We start from the raw sequence: 18479 nt of genomic DNA, 5'->3' as shown, positions 1-18479 counted from the left end.
TGTGTTACCGTTATTGCTCTGATATTTCGCTATTGTTTCGCGATTGCTTCATTCTGGCTTCTCATCATATCCCCGGCCAGAGCTGATTTAGAAGGAACCAATTATGTCATTTATCACTACTTATTGTAGCCACTGCTTTACCAGGAACCGCCTGCCCGGTACCCATATCGATACATCTGCCAAATGCGGGCGCTGCAAAGCCCTCCTGTTCAGCCAGACCCCTTGCCTCGGGAAGGCGGATAACTTCGATACCCTGATCAACTCAGATATCCCGGTCGTGGTCGATTTCTGGGCCAGCTGGTGCGGCCCCTGCCAGCAGTTTGCTCCGGTATTTCATGAGGTTGCCCATGAACTCGAACCACGGATGCGCTTTGTCAAAGTCGATACCGAGCAGCAGAGCACCATTGCCGCCCGTTACGCCATTCGCAGCATCCCCACCCTGATGGTCTTCAAACAGGGCAAACTGGTGAACCAGATAAATGGCTCCTTGCCCAAGAGCATGTTCAAGCAATGGCTGGAACAGTTCATGGATGTTTGATTTATATTTCGCACATGTTTTATTTATGTGTTCATTTCCTCATTTTTATCAATGAGTATGTGAGTAGAGGCTGATTTTCAACATGTGAGTCTGTTTCAAACAAGTGAATGGATGTAATCTCGGCAACACAAAAACAACCATAAATTAACCGAGAGAACATTATGCACACATCAGCTGTACCCTCTGCTCCATCTCGCTGGCTGGACATCAAATCAGGGATCGTCATCCTGGATGTCTTGCTACTTTGTGCCATGCTCGCCTGGCTCCCGTTTGACCCCATGGTCAACAAGGGGCTGGGTATTCTGGTCTTTATCGCCATCCTCTGGCTGACCGAAGCACTGCACGTCACCATCACCGCACTGCTGGTACCCCTGCTGGCTACCGTGCTCGGGGTGTTTGACATGAGCAAATCCCTCACCGATTTTGCCAACCCAATCCTGTTCCTCTTTTTTGGCGGTTTCGCCCTCGCAGCAGCCCTCTCAAAACAGGGACTGGATACCCTGATGGCAGGCAAGGTGATGCACCTGGCCAATGGTCATCTGGGTTGGGGCGTCATCCTGCTCTTTACCATCACAGCCGCCATGTCGATGTGGATCAGCAACACCGCTACCACCGCCATGATGCTGCCACTGGCGATCGGAATGCTGGCACGCCTCGATAGCAAAAAAGAGCGTGCCACCTTCGTCTTCGTATTGCTGGGGATCGCCTACAGCGCCAGTATCGGCGGCATCGGTACCCTGGTGGGTAGCCCACCCAACGCCATCGCTGCCGCCCAGATGGGGATTGGCTTCACTGACTGGATGAAATTCGGTGTTCCAGTAGTGCTGATCCTGATGCCCTGCGGCATTGCCCTGCTCTATCTGGTAACCCGCCCGCGTCTCAGCCACCGCGTCGAGATCCAGGATGTCACCATCAACTGGACCCGCGAGCGTAAAGTGACGCTGGCAATCTTCCTGACCACCGTTGTGCTCTGGATCGGCTCACAACCCATCTCCAACGCCTTTGGCGGTATTCCGCAACTCGACACCCTGATTGCCATGGGCGCCATCGTAGCCATCGTAGTCAGCCGTGTCGCAAGCTGGGATGACGTCAACCAGAACACCGACTGGGGCGTGCTGATGCTGTTTGGCGGCGGTCTGACCCTGAGCGCCATTCTCAAGGCCACTGGTACCAGCGCCTTCCTGGCCAGCCATTTGTCGGCCGTGCTCTCCAACGCCAACATTTTTGTCGTGTTGCTTATGCTGGCCGCCTTCGTGGTGTTTCTGACCGAACTGGTCTCCAACACAGCTACCGCCGCGCTATTGGTTCCCCTGTTTGCCGGTGTCGCCGAGGCGCTGGGTGTATCACCTGTGGTGATGTCGGTGTTGATCGCTATCGGTGCCTCCTGTGCCTTTATGCTGCCAGTCGCCACACCGCCCAATGCCATCGTCTTTGCCAGTGGCCACATCCGCCAAAGGGAGATGATGAAAGCCGGTATGGCTCTGAACGTGGTCTTTACCGTGTTGCTCGCCCTGCTGGCCTACTTCGTTGGCGATATCCTCTGATCCACCTCCCCCCCAATAAACAAAAACCCCCGCATTGCGGGGGTTTTCTCATTTATGAATCCGATTAGCCGATGTTGCAGGCCTTCAGATCCCAGATCCGATCCACATAGTCCTGAATAGAGCGGTCGGAGTTGAACTTGCCCATGGTGGCCGAGTTGATGATGGCCTTCTTCGCCCACAGTGCCGGATCCCGATACCAAGTATCGATCAGCTTGTGTGCATCCGAGTAGGACTGGAAGTCCGCCAAGGTCAGGTAAGGGTCTCCCCCTTCCAACAATGAGCGCTTGATGGAGGCCAGCTCACCCGGACGACCAGGCGTGAAGTAGTCGGTATCAAACCAGTCCAGCACGGCTTTGAGCTCGGAGTTGGCATAGTAGAAGTCATACGGGTTGTAACCGCGCGCCTTCAGCGACTTCACTTCGTCCACGTTCAGACCGAAGATGGCACAGTTTTCGGCACCCGCCTCTTCAGCGATCTCGATGTTGGCTCCATCCAGCGTCCCGATGGTGATTGCACCGTTGAGTGCCATCTTCATGTTGCCGGTACCGGATGCTTCATAACCTGCAGTGGAGATCTGCTCGGAGACATCTGCCGCCGGGATCAGCTTCTCGGCCAGACTCACGCGGTAGTTCGGCATGAACACCACTTTCAGCTTGCCCTGGATACGAGCATCGTTATTGACCCGATCCGCCAGCTTGTTGATGGCATAGATGATGTCTTTGGCCAGCTTGTAACCGGGCGCAGCTTTGGAGCCGAAGATAAAGACGCGTGGGTGCATGTCATAGTCCGGGTTGGCCAGCAGGCGACGATAGAGCGCCATGATGTGAATAAGGTTCAGCTGCTGGCGCTTGTACTCGTGTAGACGCTTGATCTGAACGTCAAAGATCGCCTCGGCACTGACATCGATACCGGTTTCGTCTTTGATGACCTTGACCAGCTTCTCTTTGTTGTGACGCTTGATGGTCATGAACTGCTGCTGGAACGCCTTGTCGTCGGCAAACTTCACCACGCCACGCAGTTTGTCCAGTTGCAGCGGCCACTCCTTGCCCACTACTTCGTTGTAGAGGCCAGCCAGTTCCGGGTTGCACGCCAGCAGCCAGCGACGCGGGGTCACCCCGTTGGTCACGTTGCACATTTTTTCCGGCCACAGCTCGGCATACTCGGGGAAGAGATCTTCCTTCACCAGCTTGGAGTGGATCTCGGCCACACCGTTCACTTTGGACGAACCGATCACGCACAGGTTGCCCATGCGAACCTTGCGCACATCTCCCTCTTCGATGATGGAGAGCTTGGCTTTGATAGCATCGTTGCCCGGCCACTTGGGCTCGACCAACTCGTTCAGGAAGCGGGCGTTGATCTCGTAAATCACCTCCAGATGGCGAGGCAGTACTTTCTCGAACAGGCTGACCGACCACTTCTCCAGCGCTTCCGGCAGCAGAGTGTGGTTGGTATAAGAGAAGACCTGATAGCAGATAGCCCAAGCGGCATCCCAGTTCAAATCTTCCTCATCCACCAGCACCCGCATCAGTTCCGGGATGGCGACAGTCGGGTGAGTATCGTTGAGCTGAATGGCAATTTGCGCGGCAAAGTTGCTGAAGTCACTGCCATGGACCCGCTTGTAGCGGCGCATGATGTCCTTGATGGAGCAAGCACAGAAGAAGTACTGCTGGATCAGACGCAGCTCTTTACCTGCATCGGTCTCATCGTTCGGATACAGCACCTTGGAGATGGTCTCGGCCTGGGCTTTCTCAGCCTGGGAGTCGATGTAACCACCGGCGTTGAACACGTCCCAGTCGAAAAACTCGGAGGCGCGGGATTCCCACAAACGCAGGATGTTGACGGTGTGACCGCCAAAACCGACCACCGGAATATCCCAAGGCACCCCTTTAATCTTGCGACCAGCGTGCCATACCTTCTTCAGGCCGCCATTGTCACCAAACACGGTCTCGACGTAGCCATAGAGCGGCACTTCTTGCACCGATTCGGGGCGGCAGATCTCCCAGGGGTTGCCATATTCACGCCAGGAGTCCGGACGCTCGATCTGGCGGCCATCCTGGATTTCCTGACGGAACAGACCGTGTTCGTAGTGGATACCGTAACCAACCGCCGGATAGTTCAGAGTGGCCAGCGAGTCGATAAAGCAGGCAGCCAGACGACCCAGGCCGCCGTTGCCAAGTGCCATGTCCGGCTCTTGTTCGCACAGGTCGGTCAGTTCCAGACCGAGTTCGCCCAGCGCCTCTTCGCAAGTCTTGTAGAGGGAGAGGTTGTGCAGGTTGTTGGAAGTCAATCGTCCCATCAGGAATTCAGCAGAGAGATAGTGAATCGCACGAGTATCTTTCTTGAAATGAGTCTGCTGAGTGCGGGTCAGGCGCTCGTACACCTGTTCATTGACAGCCGCAGCAGTGGCTTTCCACCACGCTTCGGGAGAGGCTTTCTGCTCGCTTGTTCCCAAGGTAGAACGCAGGTGACGCACGATACTCGCCTTGAGCTGATCTTTATCCAGTTGGAGATCCTGGTCTGTCTTCTTCTTGGTAGCCATAAACCATATTCCTTCGTTACAAATAAAATTGTTATCCCGCTTGCGGGACCGGCGCTGTTGTTATCTCAAAATATGTACCGGCGTGAGAATACTAACTAAAGCGGCAGAATTAAAAGTTAACGCAAGTCACACTTTAACCGATAAAAACAGCCTGAAAAGCTTGAAAACCCTTTCCTTAAATTGATCGCACAAAAACAAACATTCCCTTTATTATCATAAGCTTAATGAAACAATAAAAATATTCTGGCATGAATAGGTTTTCAGAGATTGCCAAGCCTTGAAAATCCCTGAAAATAGGCAGCAAGACGGCACATTGAAACCGGTTTCAATGTGCCTGAAAAATTACCGTATAAATATGAAGCAATCATTGCACCCTTAAAGATGTGCCTTGAACTGATTACTCAATGGATCGTAATGGTACCCAATCTGATCCAGACGTCCTGCCAACTGCTCTTCACTCATATCATAATAGGCCAGCAACTCCTCCAACCCGTCGCACTCAAGCCTTAGCTTCTCATTGATGATGCCCAGCAAGATGTTGGCATCAAGACGTTGCAAGGTACTGATATCCATGGCGGCACCTCCTATAAATGACCTGTATAACCATGGGCGGTTACGCAAGGTTTGTCCATAGTACGAAAAACACCCAACTAGCTTTATATTAAATAGTGTTTAAAAACATAACCTTACTAACGACACATGCCAACACCATCACATTTTTCAGCAAAAACACCTTGTCACTGCCACAGGATAGAACTACTGTATGCGCATACAGCTTGGATATTCATACAGGAACCCCATATATGAACCAGCCCCTGCACTCACTGCCCTTTGCGATGAATCGTGTCATGAGCAAGCCCTGGCCAACCAGAACCGCCTGCAAAGCGGAGTTGGCTCATTATGGTGTGACTATCCAGTCTGATGATCAGTTTCTGAGCGAGCTGACAAAGCTTGGGGAGGCTCATACCGGCTGGATCTTGTTGATCGCCCCGCCGGGACGCCCCACAGTCAGCCGTCTGGAAGAGCGAGGTATCGATCCCAAGAGAGTGCTGGTGGTACATAGCCCCAAAATCAAGAACTGGCAGCAAACCCTGGAGCGCAGTCTGGGCAATGGTCACTGCGCCGCCGTATTTACCTGGCTACCTGAGCAGATCGAGCTGGATCACGTCAAGCTGCAGCGACTGGGACAGCAATCTGGCGTACTCACCCGCTTCTTTGGCGCGAAACGGACTAACCTCGGCACACCTCTGCTGGCCTATTCAGAGCAAGATATCTATCTCAATCATTAAGACAAAAACGAACGCCTACGCAGGCTCTCCCGCGGGTCGCAGTGACAGAAGGGCGCAAACAATATGTGACCAGCGGCTTTATTTGAAAGACAAGCTTGCAACAGCCTGACGGTAGGCATCGGAGATCATTTGACCCTGCTTGCTGCAAGCAGACAAACATCAAAAGATGTAACGGATAAAGAAGCAGAAAATAAAACCTGAACTGGACAATCATGCAGCCCAAGTATTCAAACCTGCGGGATTTCCTGCCCACCAGCGAACCCGTTTGAGCAATATGATGAGGCTGAAAGTCATTGCATTCATTTGAGCTGATCACGACAATTTGCCCACCGGAGTGACCCTCTCCTTGAAATACCGGGTAACAAGGGGTATAACCACGCGTTTTATCAGGTGTAATAAGTGAGCGGTATGATGCAAGCCCCTTTTTGGCAGACCAAGAGTCTGCAGCAGATGACTGAATCCGAATGGGAATCCCTCTGCGATGGTTGCGGAAAATGCTGCCTCAACAAGCTGATCGATGAAGATACCGACGAACTGGTTTTCACCAATGTCGCCTGCAATTTGCTTAACACCAAGACCTGTCAGTGCTCTGATTACGCCAATCGTTTCAAAAAAGAGCCTGACTGTCTTCAGATCACCCATGACAAGATCACCGAATATGACTGGCTCCCCTCAACTTGCGCATATCGCCTGCTGTCTGAAGGTGACGCTCTTCCAGAGTGGCATCCTCTGCTGACCGGCAGTCGTTCCGCAATGCATCAGGCTGGTCAATCCGTCCGTGGCAAAGTCATTCACGAGGATCAGGCGGGTGAATGGATCGATCACATCATCACCTGGGCCAGCTGACACGCTCAACCCGCTATTCTCCAGAGGCAAGGGCTGCACAATGTGCAGCCCTTGTTGTTTCTGCAAGCAGGGTTTGTAGCTTCACACATATCTGGCTGGCTAAACCAGACCCCCTCCCAACTGCACATTGAGAGAGGCAGAGGCAGAGGCAGAGGCAGAGGCAGAGGCAGAGGCAGAGGCAGAGGCAGAGGCAGAGAATGATTCCATAGTCACAGGCTTATGGGTATTGCTTGATACCCACGATGGCGCCTCTCTTCACCCCTTAAACCTGATCAGCTGTTCCACGAGCCATAGCAACACTGATGCAATGGCAGGCAAAGCAACCGCCTATCCCCTTAGAGCGCGAATAAAGCATAATCGCATTACAGACGGGGCCTAGGTCAATCCTGGTGAGCCCCTCCCCTTAATCTTCTTCGAATACCCAGTAACAACTGTTGTGGTTGCGATGGAACAGGAGGCGATTCACAGGGGATGATTACTCCCCCTGAATCGCACGCATAAAAAAACCGGCGCCTTGGCGCCGGTTTTTGCTCACTATCTCTCGATTACAGAGAAGCAGTGAAGGTACGGGTGATGACGTCTTGCTGTTGCTCTTTGGTCAAAGAGTTGAAGCGAACGGCATAACCGGATACGCGGATGGTCAACTGCGGATATTTCTCCGGGTTTTCCATGGCGTCCAGCAGCATTTCACGGTTCATCACGTTAACGTTCAGGTGCTGACCACCCTCTACGTTGGATTCGTGGTGGAAGTAACCGTCCATCAGGCCAGCCAGGTTGGCTTTCTGGGCTTCCATATCTTTACCCAGTGCATTCGGTACGATGGAGAAGGTATAGGAGATACCATCTTTAGCGTAAGCGAACGGCAGCTTGGCTACGGAAGTCAGGGAAGCAACAGCACCTTTCTGGTCACGACCGTGCATCGGGTTTGCACCCGGGCCGAACGGAGCACCAGCACGACGGCCATCCGGGGTGTTACCGGTCTTCTTGCCATATACCACGTTGGAAGTGATGGTCAGAACAGACTGGGTAGCAACAGCACCACGGTAGGTGTTCAGCTTCTGAATCTTCTTCATGAAGCGCTCAACCAGGTCACAGGCGATATCATCGACGCGAGCGTCGTTGTTACCGAACTGCGGGTATTCGCCTTCGATTTCGAAGTCGATGGCAACGCCATCTTCGTCACGAATCGGCTTGACCTTGGCGTACTTGATGGCAGACAGGGAGTCAGCGGCTACGGACAGACCAGCGATACCACACGCCATGGTGCGATATACGTCACGGTCGTGCAGCGCCATCAGAGAGGCTTCGTAGCTGTACTTGTCGTGCATGTAGTGGATGATGTTCAGCGCAGCAACGTATTGCTTGGCCAGCCAATCCATGAAGTGGTCCAGACGATCCATTACGTCGTTGTAGTCGAGGTACTCGGACTTGACCATCTCGGTTTTCGGACCGACCTGGATCTTGAGCTTCTCGTCCATACCACCGTTGATTGCATACAGCATGGTTTTGGCCAGGTTGGCACGAGCACCGAAGAACTGCATCTGCTTACCAACGATCATCGGGGATACACAGCAAGCGATGGCGTAGTCATCGTTGTTGAAATCCGGACGCATCAGATCGTCGTTCTCGTACTGAACGGAAGAGGTCTCGATGGATACCTTGGCACAGTACTTCTTGAAACCGACCGGCAGCTTCTCGGACCACAGGATGGTCAGGTTCGGCTCAGGGGACGGGCCCATGGTGTACAGGGTGTTCAGCATACGGAAGCTGTTCTTGGTGACCAGAGTACGGCCGTCAACGCCCATACCAGCCAGGGTCTCGGTCGCCCACATCGGGTCGCCGGAGAACAGTGAATCGTATTCCGGAGTACGCAGGAAGCGAACCATACGCAGCTTCATGACCATGTGGTCCATCAGCTCCTGTGCTTCTTGCTCGGTGATCAGGCCTTTCTGCAGGTCACGCTCGATGTAGATATCCAGGAAGCTGGAGGTACGACCGAAGGACATGGCTGCACCGTTCTGGGACTTGACTGCCGCCAGGTAGGCGAAGTAGGTCCACTGTACGGCTTCTTTAGCGTTCTTGGCCGGTACGGAGATATCGCAACCGTACTTGGCAGCCATCACCTTCATCTGTGCCAGGGCACGGTGCTGCTCGGAGATCTCTTCGCGCAGACGGATGGTGGCTTCCAGGTTGACGCCGTTTTCCAGGTCAGCTTGCAGGGACTTGAACTGGGCCAGTTTGTCGGCCATCAGGAAGTCAACACCGTACAGGGCAACACGACGGTAGTCACCGATGATACGGCCACGGCCGTAGGCATCCGGCAGACCGGTGATAACACCAGACTTGCGGCAGTTCAGGATGTCTTTGGTGTAAACGTCAAACACGCCCTGGTTGTGAGTCTTGCGGTATTCGGTGAAGATCTTCTCGACCATCGGGTCCAGTTGACGACCGTACACTTCGCAAGAAGTTTTAACCATCTTGATACCGCCGTTGGCGATGATGGCGCGCTTCAGCGGCTTGTCAGTCTGCAGACCAACGATCTGCTCCAGGCTCTGATCGATATAACCGGCATCGTGTGCGGTAATGGTGGAGGGCAGGTCAGTATCAAAATCAACCGGCGCATGAGTGCGGTTCTCGATTTTGATCCCTTCCATGACCTTGTCCCACAGCTTGGTGGTCGCTTCGGTCGCGCCAGCCAGGAAGGACTCGTCACCTTCATACGGGGTGTAGTTCTTCTGGATGAAGTCACGGGTGTTGACAGAGGTCTGCCATTCACCGGCCGCGAAGCCTTCCCATGCTTTTTGGAACTGTTCGTTAAGTTCTGCCATTTTTCATTACCTCACACGGTATTGATGTAGTATCCCGCAATCATCCTTAATGATGACGACGGAAGATAAACCAGTAAGTCAGACCAACCATCACGCCACCACCGATGATATTGCCGATGGTCACGGGGATGAGGTTGTGTAGGACGAAGTTGGATACGGTCAGGTCAGCAAAGGTTGCCGGATCCTGGCCGATGGCCTGCCAAAATTCCGGACTAGCCACGCTGTGGATAGCGATACCAACCGGAATCATAAACATGTTTGCGATGCTGTGCTCGAAACCTGAGGCAACGAACATGGCAACCGGCAGCAGCATAACCACTACCTTGTCAGTCGCGCTGCGGGCACCAAAGGCCATCCAGGCAGCAAGACATACCATCAGGTTACAGAGGATACCCAGCGCCACCGCTTCGAAGAAGGTGTGGTGAATTTTGTGTTGGGCCACTTTGAGGGCGTTAAGGCCCCACTGACCGTCTGCTGCCGTGTACTCTGCAGAAACGATGATCAGCGCCACCATCAACAGACCACCAATCAGGTTGCCGAAGTAGACCAGCCCCCAGTTCTTGAGCAGCTGAGCCCAGCTGATGCGATTGGCAGCCTTGGCCACCAGCGTCAGGGTGGTGGAGGTGAACAGCTCGGCACCGAGCAGCACACAGAGAATAAGTCCGAGAGAGAAGCAGAGACCGCCAACCAACTTGGCCATACCCCAAGGCATGGAGCCGGTTCCGGTCGTCACTGTGATGTAGAAGATAAATGCGATGGCGATGAAAGCGCCTGCGGTAATGGCCAGTGGAATGACCTTGTATGCCGGCTTGGTAGCCTTGGCATAGGTGATGTCTTCAGCCAGTGCAGCGATGGCTTCGGGCTTGAGACAATCGAATGGAGATTCAGCTTTCAATTATTTTCTACCTGAATGTTTTGCCTGTTGAAATCATAACAAAGGGCCAAATAGCCAAAATTGACATTGATCAAGTTTATCAGAGTGCGAATGTAATTTTACTACAAATATTTTAGTGCGATGGCTACGCCACTTTACACCAGGTATCAGCTGAAACAGAAATATCACATTTTTAATGCAATGATTTTAAAGAATTTATTCCAGAGCATGGAAATATGGTATTGGCAAGATATCTTTGCAGATCGCCAACACATCCCCTGCCCTGTCATCAACCCCCTTAGGGGTATTTTTTGTTTTTTATTTCATCTTTGAATAACAATCCCGTGCTTTGCCGCACGATAAACAGAAGGGGCCACACGGCCCCTTCCTTTACAACAACGATCACGCCCAGTGATGGGCTCGCTTGGCCTTCTGCAGCTTCTCGTAGGCCGCCAGCAGCTTCTGGTGCAGCGGGAACTGGGAGAGGGACAGGTCGGCCGCTTCCAGACCGTGGAAGCTTGCTTCGCCAGTGGCGTTGGCCCATGCCTGTGCCAGCGTCTCTTCACCATACATGCGGGTGAAGACGGCGCGATACTGCTCCGGATCCCGCTCCTCGTCGAGGAACAACTCGACGCAGGCACGCAGGGCGCGGTAGTAGCTGGCACGCTCGGCAGTGAACACCGACTGGTTGAACTCCATGGTCCAGTCGATGAGATCCAGTGCGGTCTCCAGCTCACCGGCGGCCAGCGCCAGCATGGCTTTCAGCTCGCCAACGCGCAGAGTGTGCAGCGCGGTCCCCTTGGCAGCGGCGATGCCCAGCAGCTCGCGTACACGGGTACGCTCGTCGTGCCCCTCTTCATCCAGTTGATCAAACAACGCCATGTACTGCTCGGCATCCCAATCAAGTGATGGCAGTGCCAGGATCACTTCGCGCAGGTTGGCGCCCATGTTGTTGTTGGCCAGCAGCAGATCTTCGGCCGGATAGATGTCGGACATGCCGGGCACCAGAATGCGGCAGGCGTAGACACCCAGATGCTCGTAGTCGGCGATATAGACCGGCTGCTCCAGCTCATGGAAGATGCCGATCAGGTGATCGAACTCCTCCTGCGAGGTGCCACGAAAATCCCAGTCGGCAAACTCGAAGTCCGCATCCTGCTTGAACAGATCCCAGCTGATGAGGCCCGAGGAGTCGATGAAGTGGGTCTCGAGGTTGTGGTGATCTGCTACCTGCTCGTTGTCGAATGACGGCGGCACAAACACGTCGAGATCCTTGAGACCACGGCCCTGCAGCAGCTCGGTGACGGTCCGCTCGAAGGCCACTTCGAAGCGCGGGTGGGCGCCGAAGGAGGCAAAGCAGGTACCGTTGCTAGGGTTGAGCAGCACCACACAGATGACCGGATAGCGGCCACCCAGGGAAGCATCGAAGCTGTAAATGGGGAAGCCTTCCGCTTCGAGGGCGGCGATGGAGGCGGCAATCCCCGGATAACGGGCAATCACCTCGTCCGGGATCAGCGGCAAGCTGATGGCCTCGGCGATGATCTTGTTCTTCACGTGGCGCTCGAACACCTCGGAGAGCGCCTGGGTGCGCGCTTCGGTCTTGGTGTTGCCGGCGCTCATGCCGTTGGAGACATAGAGGTTGCCGATGATGTTCATCGGGATGTAGACGGTCTCGTGATCGGACTGACGCTCGAACGGCAGGGCGACGATACCGCGCTCTTCGTTGTTTGACTGCAGATCCACCAGCATGTCGGCGGTCACTTCACCGTCCGGGTTGTAGAACTTGCGGGTGAAGCTGTCTAGCAGACCGGCCGGAAACTGGTCACCCTCGATAGGGAACCACTTTTCGTTCGGGTAGTGAACGAAATCGCCGTTGGCGACCTGCTCGCCCAGATAGAAGTCGGCGAAGAAGTAGTTGGTGGAGAGACGCTCGAAATATTCGCCAAGGGCAGACGCGAGGGCCGCCTTCTTGCTGGCACCCTTGCCGTTGGTGAAGCAGAGGGCGCACTCTTTGTCGCGAATATGCACCGACCAGACGTTCGGCACGGGGTTGAGCCAGGAGGCCTCTTCAATATCAAAGCCCAAGGCTTGCAGCTTGGTCTGGAAGCGTTCGATGGAGTCTTCCAGCGCCGCGTCCTTGCCGGGAATAAAAGTGTGGTCAGTCATCACGATATCCTGATTTTTATTGGCTCATGTTCGGCCGCAGATAATAGCAGGGGTCGGCGGCTTTGGCAGGACAAAAATCAGCAAACAGGGATGAGTCGCACGGTGAGAAACCGGCTTGCCCCCTCTCCCCCGCCACAAACAGCGCGGGCCCGGGGATTGCCCGGGCCCGCTGGTTACGCGACGCGATACATCGTCAGAGCTGCTTGCCCTGGCTCGCAATCACCTGGCTGTACCAGTGGAAGCTCGCCTTCTTGATCCGGCGAAGGGAGCCCCCCTGCTCGTCACGCTCCACATAGACGAAGCCGTAACGCTTCTGGTAGCCATTGAGCCAGCTCAGGATGTCGGTGAACGACCAGGCGCAGTAGCCGAGCAATTCCACCCCATCCTGCATCGCCTCCTGGCACGCCTTGACATGGCTGCGCAGGTAATCGATGCGGTACACATCGTTCACCTTGTCGCCCGCCTCCAGCTTGTCGAACTCGCCAAGGCCGTTCTCGGTGATCATCAGCGGCAGGCCATAGCGGGAAGAGAGGCGACGCAGCGCGATGCGCATCCCGGTCGGGTCGATGGCCCAGTCCCAGTTGCTGGTCTCAAGGTGCGGATTGGGCGCCGTCTTGTAGAGGCCGGGGATGCCGCTGGACGGCGTAGTGCCCTTCTTGCCGGTGGTGTTGATCCGCTGCAGGGTCTGACCGCCCAAGGGGTTATCAGTGTAGGTCAGGGTGTAGTAGTAGTTGACGCCGATGTAGTCGGGCGTCCCCTCGCGCAGCAACTCCATATCGCCCGGCAGGATCTCCGGCGCCTCGCCGTTTTCCCGCAAGTAAGCGAGCGCCGCCTGGGGATAGCGGCCAAAGCAGTAGGCATCCAGCCACCAGAAGTTGTTGAACTCCTCGGCGTTCTCATAGGCCAGCATATCTTTCGGGTCGCACGACGCAGGATAGGCAGGGGAGTAGGCAAAGCTCGGGCCGATGAGGCCATTTGGCACATGCTGGCGAAAGGCCTTGATCACCCGGGCGTTGGCCAGAAACGCGATGTGGTTGGCGGCAAAGAAGCGCTTGCGATCCTGCACCGCGGGCGGATGGGTGCCGAGCTGATAGGCGTTAGTCAGGTTGTAGTTCTGCTCGTTGAGAGAGACCCAGTACTTCACCTTGCCGGCAAAGCGCTGATAGAGGGTCACGCAGTAGCGCTCGAAATCCTCGATAATGCGTCGGTCTTCCCAACCGCCGTACTCATCCTGCAGCGCCTGTGGCAGATCCCAGTGATAAAGGGTCAGTACCGGTTCGATCTTGTGTGCCAAGAGGGTGTCGATCAGCTTCTCGTAGAAGGCCAGACCCGCCTCGTTCACCTCCCCCCGACCGGTGGGGTAGATGCGTGGCCAGCTCACCGAGAAGCGGTAAGCCTTGAGCCCCATCTCAGCCATCAGCGCCACGTCCTCTTCCATGCGGTGGTAGTGATCCACCGCCACATCGCCGTTGCTCCCCTCAAAGGTCTTGCCCGGCAGCTTGGTGAAGAGATCCCACACCGAGGGCCCCTTGCCATCGGCATTCCAGCCTCCCTCCACCTGATAGGCGGCGGAGGCGGCGCCCCACAGAAAATCGCTCGGGAAGTCGTTGAACTTGTGGTGATGCATCTGGTGTTGCTCCTGCTGCGCTGATGGTGTCAGCCATCTCTGATAACTTGGCGCCCCCGTGCCGGGGTACCCGAAATGAATTGGCATAAGCATCCATCACTTCTAAAATTCCGTCCAATGACAAATTTGACCACTCAACATTCCCAACGGGAATGAAAGGAGCCCTGATGGAGCTACGGGATCTGAAAGCCTTCGTCACTCTGGGGGAGGTACTGCACTTCGGCCAGGCGGCGGTACGCCAGCACGTTACCCAGTCGGCCCTGAGCAAACAGATAAGGCGGCTGGAGGAGGAGCTGGGCGGCGAGCTGTTCGAGCGCAACGCCAGTACCACTCGCCTCACCGGACTGGGCAGGGCGCTGTATGAGGATGCCCGCGCTGTGGTCATCCAGAGCGAGCAGCTCTCGCGCACCGCCCGCGACGTGCTGGCGGGCAATGTCGGCACCCTGCGTATCGGCTTTGGCGTGGCCACCAAAATCCTGGTGCCCGCGGCCATTGCCCGTTTTCGCGCCGAGCGGCCGCAGGTGACCATCGAGCTCAACGATCTCTCTACCCACCACCAGCTGCTGGCCCTCAGTGAAGGCAAGCTGGATCTCGGTTTTTGCCGCCTGCCCGCCCCCAAGGGGTGGTACGCCCTGCCAGTGGTCGAAGCCCACTTTGTCGCCGTGCTGCCCGCCAGCTACCGCGATGTGAGGGAGTTGGCGGATCTGGTGGACAAGCCGCTGGCGATCCTGCGTCGTGACAAGGCCCCATCCTTTTACGATCACCTGATGAACTATCTGGCCCAGAGCGGGCTGCGTTTTCGCGATATCCAGTACGTCAACGACTTCGCCGCTGGCGTCGCCACCGCGGCAGCCGAGATCGCCTGGACCCTGGTCCCCTCCTCCACCACCATAGAGCACCCGGATGTGCTCACCCTGCCCCTTAGAGATGGGGAAGCCTGCTGGACCATTGGCCTTATCCGTCCGCCCCACAGCAAGGGGCCCTTGAGCGACGCCTTCTGGGCAACCATCGCCGATATGGCGCCAAGATAGACACGCCGTTGGCAAACAGCAGATGGCGGCCGCGCATCAACGATAGCGTTCGACGATACGCGCCAACTCGCCGCTTTGTCGCAGCTGTTGCAGGGCACGGTTGAACTCGGTTATCCGGGTATTGAAGCGGGAGTGCTTGCCGATGCAGAGATTGAACGGGGTAGAGTCAAGCTGCAGCGGCACCTCGACCACCTGCCCGGACAATCCCAGCTGGTTGAGTTTGAAACGTGCCACCAGTGGGTCGGTCACCATCAGGTCCCCCCGACCCGCCGCCAGCATTTTGAAGACGTTATCGACATTGATGGTGTGATGAACAGTGAAGCCCGCCAGGTTCTCCTTGCCCCAGCCGTTACCGAAATAGTCGAGAAAGGTAAGCGATTTGAAGTCGCTCAAGCGGCTGGCACGCTGAAATTCCGCCATTCGGGGATGGGCACGCTGGGTAAAAATGGTTAGCACAGTGGTAGTGACCGGCTCTTCCACAATCAGGGTATAGCTGCGCCGCTCCCGAGTTGCGATGGTTACAAAACCATCGGCCTGCGCCATCCGCACCAGTTTTTGCGCCCGTTGCCACGGATATGGGGCAAAGTCGTCAAAGTAGACCAGCTTCAACTCGGCCGCTGGCGCCGCCCAGACACTCTGCCACATCAGCAATCCCCAAAGGATTGCGATCCTAATACCAACACCCATGGCCGCGACTCCATCCACTTCTGCCACCTCTGAGCCTAGTGCAAAGCGGGCTGCGGCAAGGTTCAGGATCCAGTGGAAAAAGTGGCCAACGAAAAAAGAGAGAGGAAGCAGTGGCTTCCCCTCTCTCATTCGTTTTTCAGCACACCACCTTACCGATGGCGGTCACGGCTTGCCGGTTACGCCAGCTCGGCCCGCAGCGCCCTGGTGGCATCGACCATCACCTTGAGGGCGGCTTCTGTCTCTTCCCAGCCGCGGGTCTTGAGGCCGCAATCCGGGTTGACCCAGAGCCGCTCGGCCGGGATCTGTTTGGCGGCTTTGCGCAGCAACCCCTCAATCCAGCTCTGGCTCGGCACGTTCGGCGAGTGGATGTCGTAGACGCCCGGGCCAATCTCGTTGGGGTAGTTGAAGCGCTCGAACGCTTCGAGCAGCTGCATCTGGCTGCGGCTGGTCTCGATGGTGATCACGTCCGCATCCAGCGCTGCCACCGCCTCGATGATGAGGTTGAAGTCGCTGTAACACATGTGGGTGTGGATCTGGGTGCTGTCCGCCACCGGGCTTGCGCTCAGACGGAAGGCCCGCACCGCCCAGTCGAGATAAGCCTGATGATCCTGCTTGCGCAGGGGCAAGCCTTCGCGGATCGCCGGTTCGTCGATCTGGATGATCTTGATGCCAGCGGCTTCCAGATCTGCCACCTCGTCGCGAATGGCAAGGCCGATTTGCAGGGCGGATTGCTCGCGGCTCACATCTTCCCGCGGGAAGGACCAGCAGAGGATGGTCACAGGACCGGTCAGCATGCCCTTCACCGGCTTGTCGGTCAGGCTCTGGGCAAACTTTGTCCACGCTAGGGTCATGGGAGTCGGGCGGTCAATATCGCGGGTGATCACCGGCGGCTTGACGCAGCGGGAGCCATAGCTCTGTACCCAGCCGAAACGGGTGATGGCAAAGCCATCCAGCAGCTCACCGAAATACTCCACCATGTCATTGCGCTCGGCCTCGCCATGTACCAGCACGTCCAGCCCGATGGCCTCCTGACGCGCGATGGCATCGCGTATCTCGGCCTGAATGCCCGCCTCGTAGGCGCTGTCGTCGATGCGACCGGCGCGCCAATCCTGCCGCAACACCCGGATCTGCGAGGTCTGCGGGAAAGAGCCGATGGTTGTAGTGGGCAGCAGCGGCAGCTTGAGATCCGAGCGCTGCAGCTCGGCCCTGACCGGATAGGGGCTGTGGCGATCAAAATCGCTGTTGGTGAGGCTGGCGAGCCGTGACTGCACCGCCTTCTTGTGCACCCGGCTGTCAGACTCCCGATCGACGATGGGCTGGCTGTAGGCGGTGATTTTGTCGAGCTCGCCCCCATCCAGATACTCTCTGAGCAGTCCCAGCTCGAAACATTTTTGCAGGGCGAAGGCGAACCAACTGCGGGTCTGGGGATCCAGCTCCTGCTCCAGGGTCAAATCCACCGGGCTGTGCAGCAATGAGCAGGATGAGGCCACCCAGAGCCGCTCGCCGAGTTTGGCTTTCAGTGCCTTCAGAGTCGGCGCCAGCTTGGCCAGATTGGCACGCCAGACGTTGCGGCCGTTGATCACCCCGGCGGAGATAACCCACTGGGCGGGCAGATGCGGCACCAGGGTCTCCAGCTGTTCGGGGGCGGCCACCAGATCCAGATGCAGGCCATCTACCTTGAGGCTGGTGATGATGTCGCGCTGATGAGCCACCGAACCGAAATAGGTGGTGAGCAGCAGCTTGCAGGGGCCCGCGAGGCGCTCGTAGGCGTTGAGATAGGCCAGCCGCCACTCGTCCGGCAAGTCCAGCGTCAGCGCAGGTTCGTCGATCTGTACCCACTCCACCCCTTGGGCGGCCAACTTGGCCAGGATCTCCTGATAGACAATCAGCAGGCGATCGAGCAGTTCAAGGCGGGAGAAGCCGCTCTCTTTCTCCTTGCCGAGCCACAGATAAGAGACCGGTCCCAGAAGCACCGCCTTGACCGGCAGCCCCAGCGCTTTGGCCTCTTCCACCTCGTCAAACAGCTGGCTCCAGCCCAGCTTGAAGCGCTGATCACAGCTGAACTCCGGCACCAGATAGTGATAGTTGGTGTTGAACCATTTGGTCATCTCGGCGGCGGCCGCCGCCGGGCCGGTCGGCGCACGGCCACGGGCCACCCGGAACAGGGTGTCGAGATCGGTCTCGCCATGGCGGTGACGGGCAGGCACCGCATCCACCAGCAGGCTGGTACCGAGCACCTGATCGTACCAGGCGAAGTCGCCCACCGGCAGCAGATTGACCCCGGCGCCGTGCTGGGCCTGCCAGTGGCGCTCACGCAGCGTTTTGCCCACGGCAACGAGTTCGGCCTGAGTGGTCTCGCCACGCCAGTAGGATTCGAGGGCAAATTTCAGCTCGCGCTTGGCGCCGATACGGGGGAAGCCCAGGGTGTGTGCTCGTGTCATAGGTTCATTTCCTTATGCTCATTCATCTGATGGGAAACTGGATGATTTAGCCATCCAGATGTTTACACATCC

General features: G+C 56.4%; 13 protein-coding genes. 5 read left to right on the top strand and 8 right to left on the bottom strand.

Annotation, left to right across the window (positions count from 1 at the left end; all coding sequences use genetic code 11):
• Positions 1–103 precede the first annotated feature (103 nt).
• Together trxC and AACT07_RS14055 are read left to right on the top strand one after the other, a co-directional pair.
• The gene (gene trxC, locus AACT07_RS14060; RefSeq protein ID WP_069528388.1) at positions 104–538 is read left to right on the top strand and encodes a thioredoxin TrxC; all 435 of its coding nucleotides are present in this window, start codon (positions 104–106) and stop codon (positions 536–538) included.
• Between the two features lie 161 nt (positions 539–699).
• A complete protein-coding gene (locus AACT07_RS14055) occupies positions 700–2082 on the top strand; it encodes an SLC13 family permease (RefSeq protein ID WP_005333606.1) in 1383 nt (460 codons plus the stop codon).
• A gap of 64 nt (positions 2083–2146) precedes the next feature.
• Here the strand turns inward: AACT07_RS14055 and AACT07_RS14050 are convergent, their stop codons facing one another.
• Together AACT07_RS14050 and AACT07_RS14045 are read right to left on the bottom strand one after the other, a co-directional pair.
• Positions 2147–4621 (bottom strand): glycogen/starch/alpha-glucan phosphorylase, encoded by a 2475-nt coding sequence (locus AACT07_RS14050; RefSeq protein ID WP_005361122.1) that lies wholly within the window; start codon positions 4619–4621, stop codon positions 2147–2149.
• A 375-nt stretch (positions 4622–4996) separates the two neighbouring features.
• Positions 4997–5194, bottom strand: coding sequence for a DUF4250 domain-containing protein (locus AACT07_RS14045; RefSeq protein WP_005333612.1), 198 nt, complete (start codon positions 5192–5194; stop codon positions 4997–4999).
• A gap of 230 nt (positions 5195–5424) precedes the next feature.
• Here AACT07_RS14045 and AACT07_RS14040 point away from each other — a divergent pair, with 230 nt between their 5' ends.
• Positions 5425–5910, top strand: a complete 486-nt coding sequence (locus tag AACT07_RS14040; protein ID WP_064335890.1) for a hypothetical protein — start codon at positions 5425–5427, stop codon at positions 5908–5910.
• 411 nt (positions 5911–6321) lie between these two features.
• Complete coding sequence (locus AACT07_RS14035) at positions 6322–6756, top strand: YcgN family cysteine cluster protein (protein ID WP_005361134.1); 435 nt, start codon at positions 6322–6324, stop codon at positions 6754–6756.
• Between the two features lie 545 nt (positions 6757–7301).
• Here the strand turns inward: AACT07_RS14035 and pflB are convergent.
• The 4 genes from pflB to AACT07_RS14015 all read right to left on the bottom strand — a co-directional run bounded on the left by pflB (position 7302) and on the right by AACT07_RS14015 (position 14248).
• Complete coding sequence (gene pflB / locus AACT07_RS14030) at positions 7302–9584, bottom strand: formate C-acetyltransferase (protein WP_005352571.1); 2283 nt, start codon at positions 9582–9584, stop codon at positions 7302–7304.
• A gap of 46 nt (positions 9585–9630) precedes the next feature.
• A complete protein-coding gene (gene focA, locus AACT07_RS14025; RefSeq protein WP_005333620.1) occupies positions 9631–10479 on the bottom strand; it encodes a formate transporter FocA in 849 nt (282 codons plus the stop codon).
• 381 nt (positions 10480–10860) lie between these two features.
• The gene (gene ycaO / locus AACT07_RS14020) at positions 10861–12621 is read right to left on the bottom strand and encodes a 30S ribosomal protein S12 methylthiotransferase accessory factor YcaO (RefSeq protein ID WP_069528386.1); all 1761 of its coding nucleotides are present in this window, start codon (positions 12619–12621) and stop codon (positions 10861–10863) included.
• 193 nt (positions 12622–12814) lie between these two features.
• Positions 12815–14248, bottom strand: a complete 1434-nt coding sequence (locus AACT07_RS14015; protein ID WP_069528384.1) for a glycoside hydrolase family 1 protein — start codon at positions 14246–14248, stop codon at positions 12815–12817.
• Between the two features lie 167 nt (positions 14249–14415).
• Here AACT07_RS14015 and AACT07_RS14010 point away from each other — a divergent pair, with 167 nt between their 5' ends.
• Positions 14416–15279 carry a LysR family transcriptional regulator gene (locus AACT07_RS14010; protein ID WP_069528383.1) on the top strand — a complete coding sequence of 288 codons (864 nt, stop codon included), beginning with the start codon at positions 14416–14418 and terminating at the stop codon, positions 15277–15279.
• Between the two features lie 36 nt (positions 15280–15315).
• On the opposite strand, the gene AACT07_RS14005 is transcribed toward AACT07_RS14010, so the two are convergent.
• Complete coding sequence (locus tag AACT07_RS14005; RefSeq protein WP_445206774.1) at positions 15316–15924, bottom strand: substrate-binding periplasmic protein; 609 nt, start codon at positions 15922–15924, stop codon at positions 15316–15318.
• 218 nt (positions 15925–16142) lie between these two features.
• Positions 16143–18407, bottom strand: coding sequence for a 5-methyltetrahydropteroyltriglutamate--homocysteine S-methyltransferase (gene metE / locus AACT07_RS14000; protein ID WP_069528381.1), 2265 nt, complete (start codon positions 18405–18407; stop codon positions 16143–16145).
• Positions 18408–18479: the final 72 nt, after the last annotated feature.

Origin of the sequence: Aeromonas sp. ANP5, from assembly GCF_963870295.1 — a bacterium.
GTDB classification, from domain to species: domain Bacteria; phylum Pseudomonadota; class Gammaproteobacteria; order Enterobacterales; family Aeromonadaceae; genus Aeromonas; species Aeromonas veronii.
Note: the sequence above shows the minus strand (reverse complement) of the source record. Positions and strands in the feature narration are given on the sequence as shown.

Bases quoted from the DNA above. Each gene is read 5' to 3' on its own strand.
- AACT07_RS14035 (WP_005361134.1), top strand. From the start codon at position 6,322: ATGCAAGCCCCTTTTTGGCAGACCAAGAGTCTGCAGCAGATGACTGAA.
- AACT07_RS14050 (WP_005361122.1), bottom strand. From the start codon at position 4,621: ATGGCTACCAAGAAGAAGACAGACCAGGATCTCCAACTGGATAAAGAT.
- AACT07_RS14010 (WP_069528383.1), top strand. From the start codon at position 14,416: ATGGAGCTACGGGATCTGAAAGCCTTCGTCACTCTGGGGGAGGTACTG.
- AACT07_RS14015 (WP_069528384.1), bottom strand. From the start codon at position 14,248: ATGCATCACCACAAGTTCAACGACTTCCCGAGCGATTTTCTGTGGGGC.
- AACT07_RS14045 (WP_005333612.1), bottom strand. From the start codon at position 5,194: ATGGATATCAGTACCTTGCAACGTCTTGATGCCAACATCTTGCTGGGC.
- metE (WP_069528381.1), bottom strand. From the start codon at position 18,407: ATGACACGAGCACACACCCTGGGCTTCCCCCGTATCGGCGCCAAGCGC.
- trxC (WP_069528388.1), top strand. From the start codon at position 104: ATGTCATTTATCACTACTTATTGTAGCCACTGCTTTACCAGGAACCGC.
- AACT07_RS14005 (WP_445206774.1), bottom strand. From the start codon at position 15,924: ATGTGGCAGAGTGTCTGGGCGGCGCCAGCGGCCGAGTTGAAGCTGGTC.
- pflB (WP_005352571.1), bottom strand. From the start codon at position 9,584: ATGGCAGAACTTAACGAACAGTTCCAAAAAGCATGGGAAGGCTTCGCG.
- ycaO (WP_069528386.1), bottom strand. From the start codon at position 12,621: ATGACTGACCACACTTTTATTCCCGGCAAGGACGCGGCGCTGGAAGAC.
- AACT07_RS14055 (WP_005333606.1), top strand. From the start codon at position 700: ATGCACACATCAGCTGTACCCTCTGCTCCATCTCGCTGGCTGGACATC.
- AACT07_RS14040 (WP_064335890.1), top strand. From the start codon at position 5,425: ATGAACCAGCCCCTGCACTCACTGCCCTTTGCGATGAATCGTGTCATG.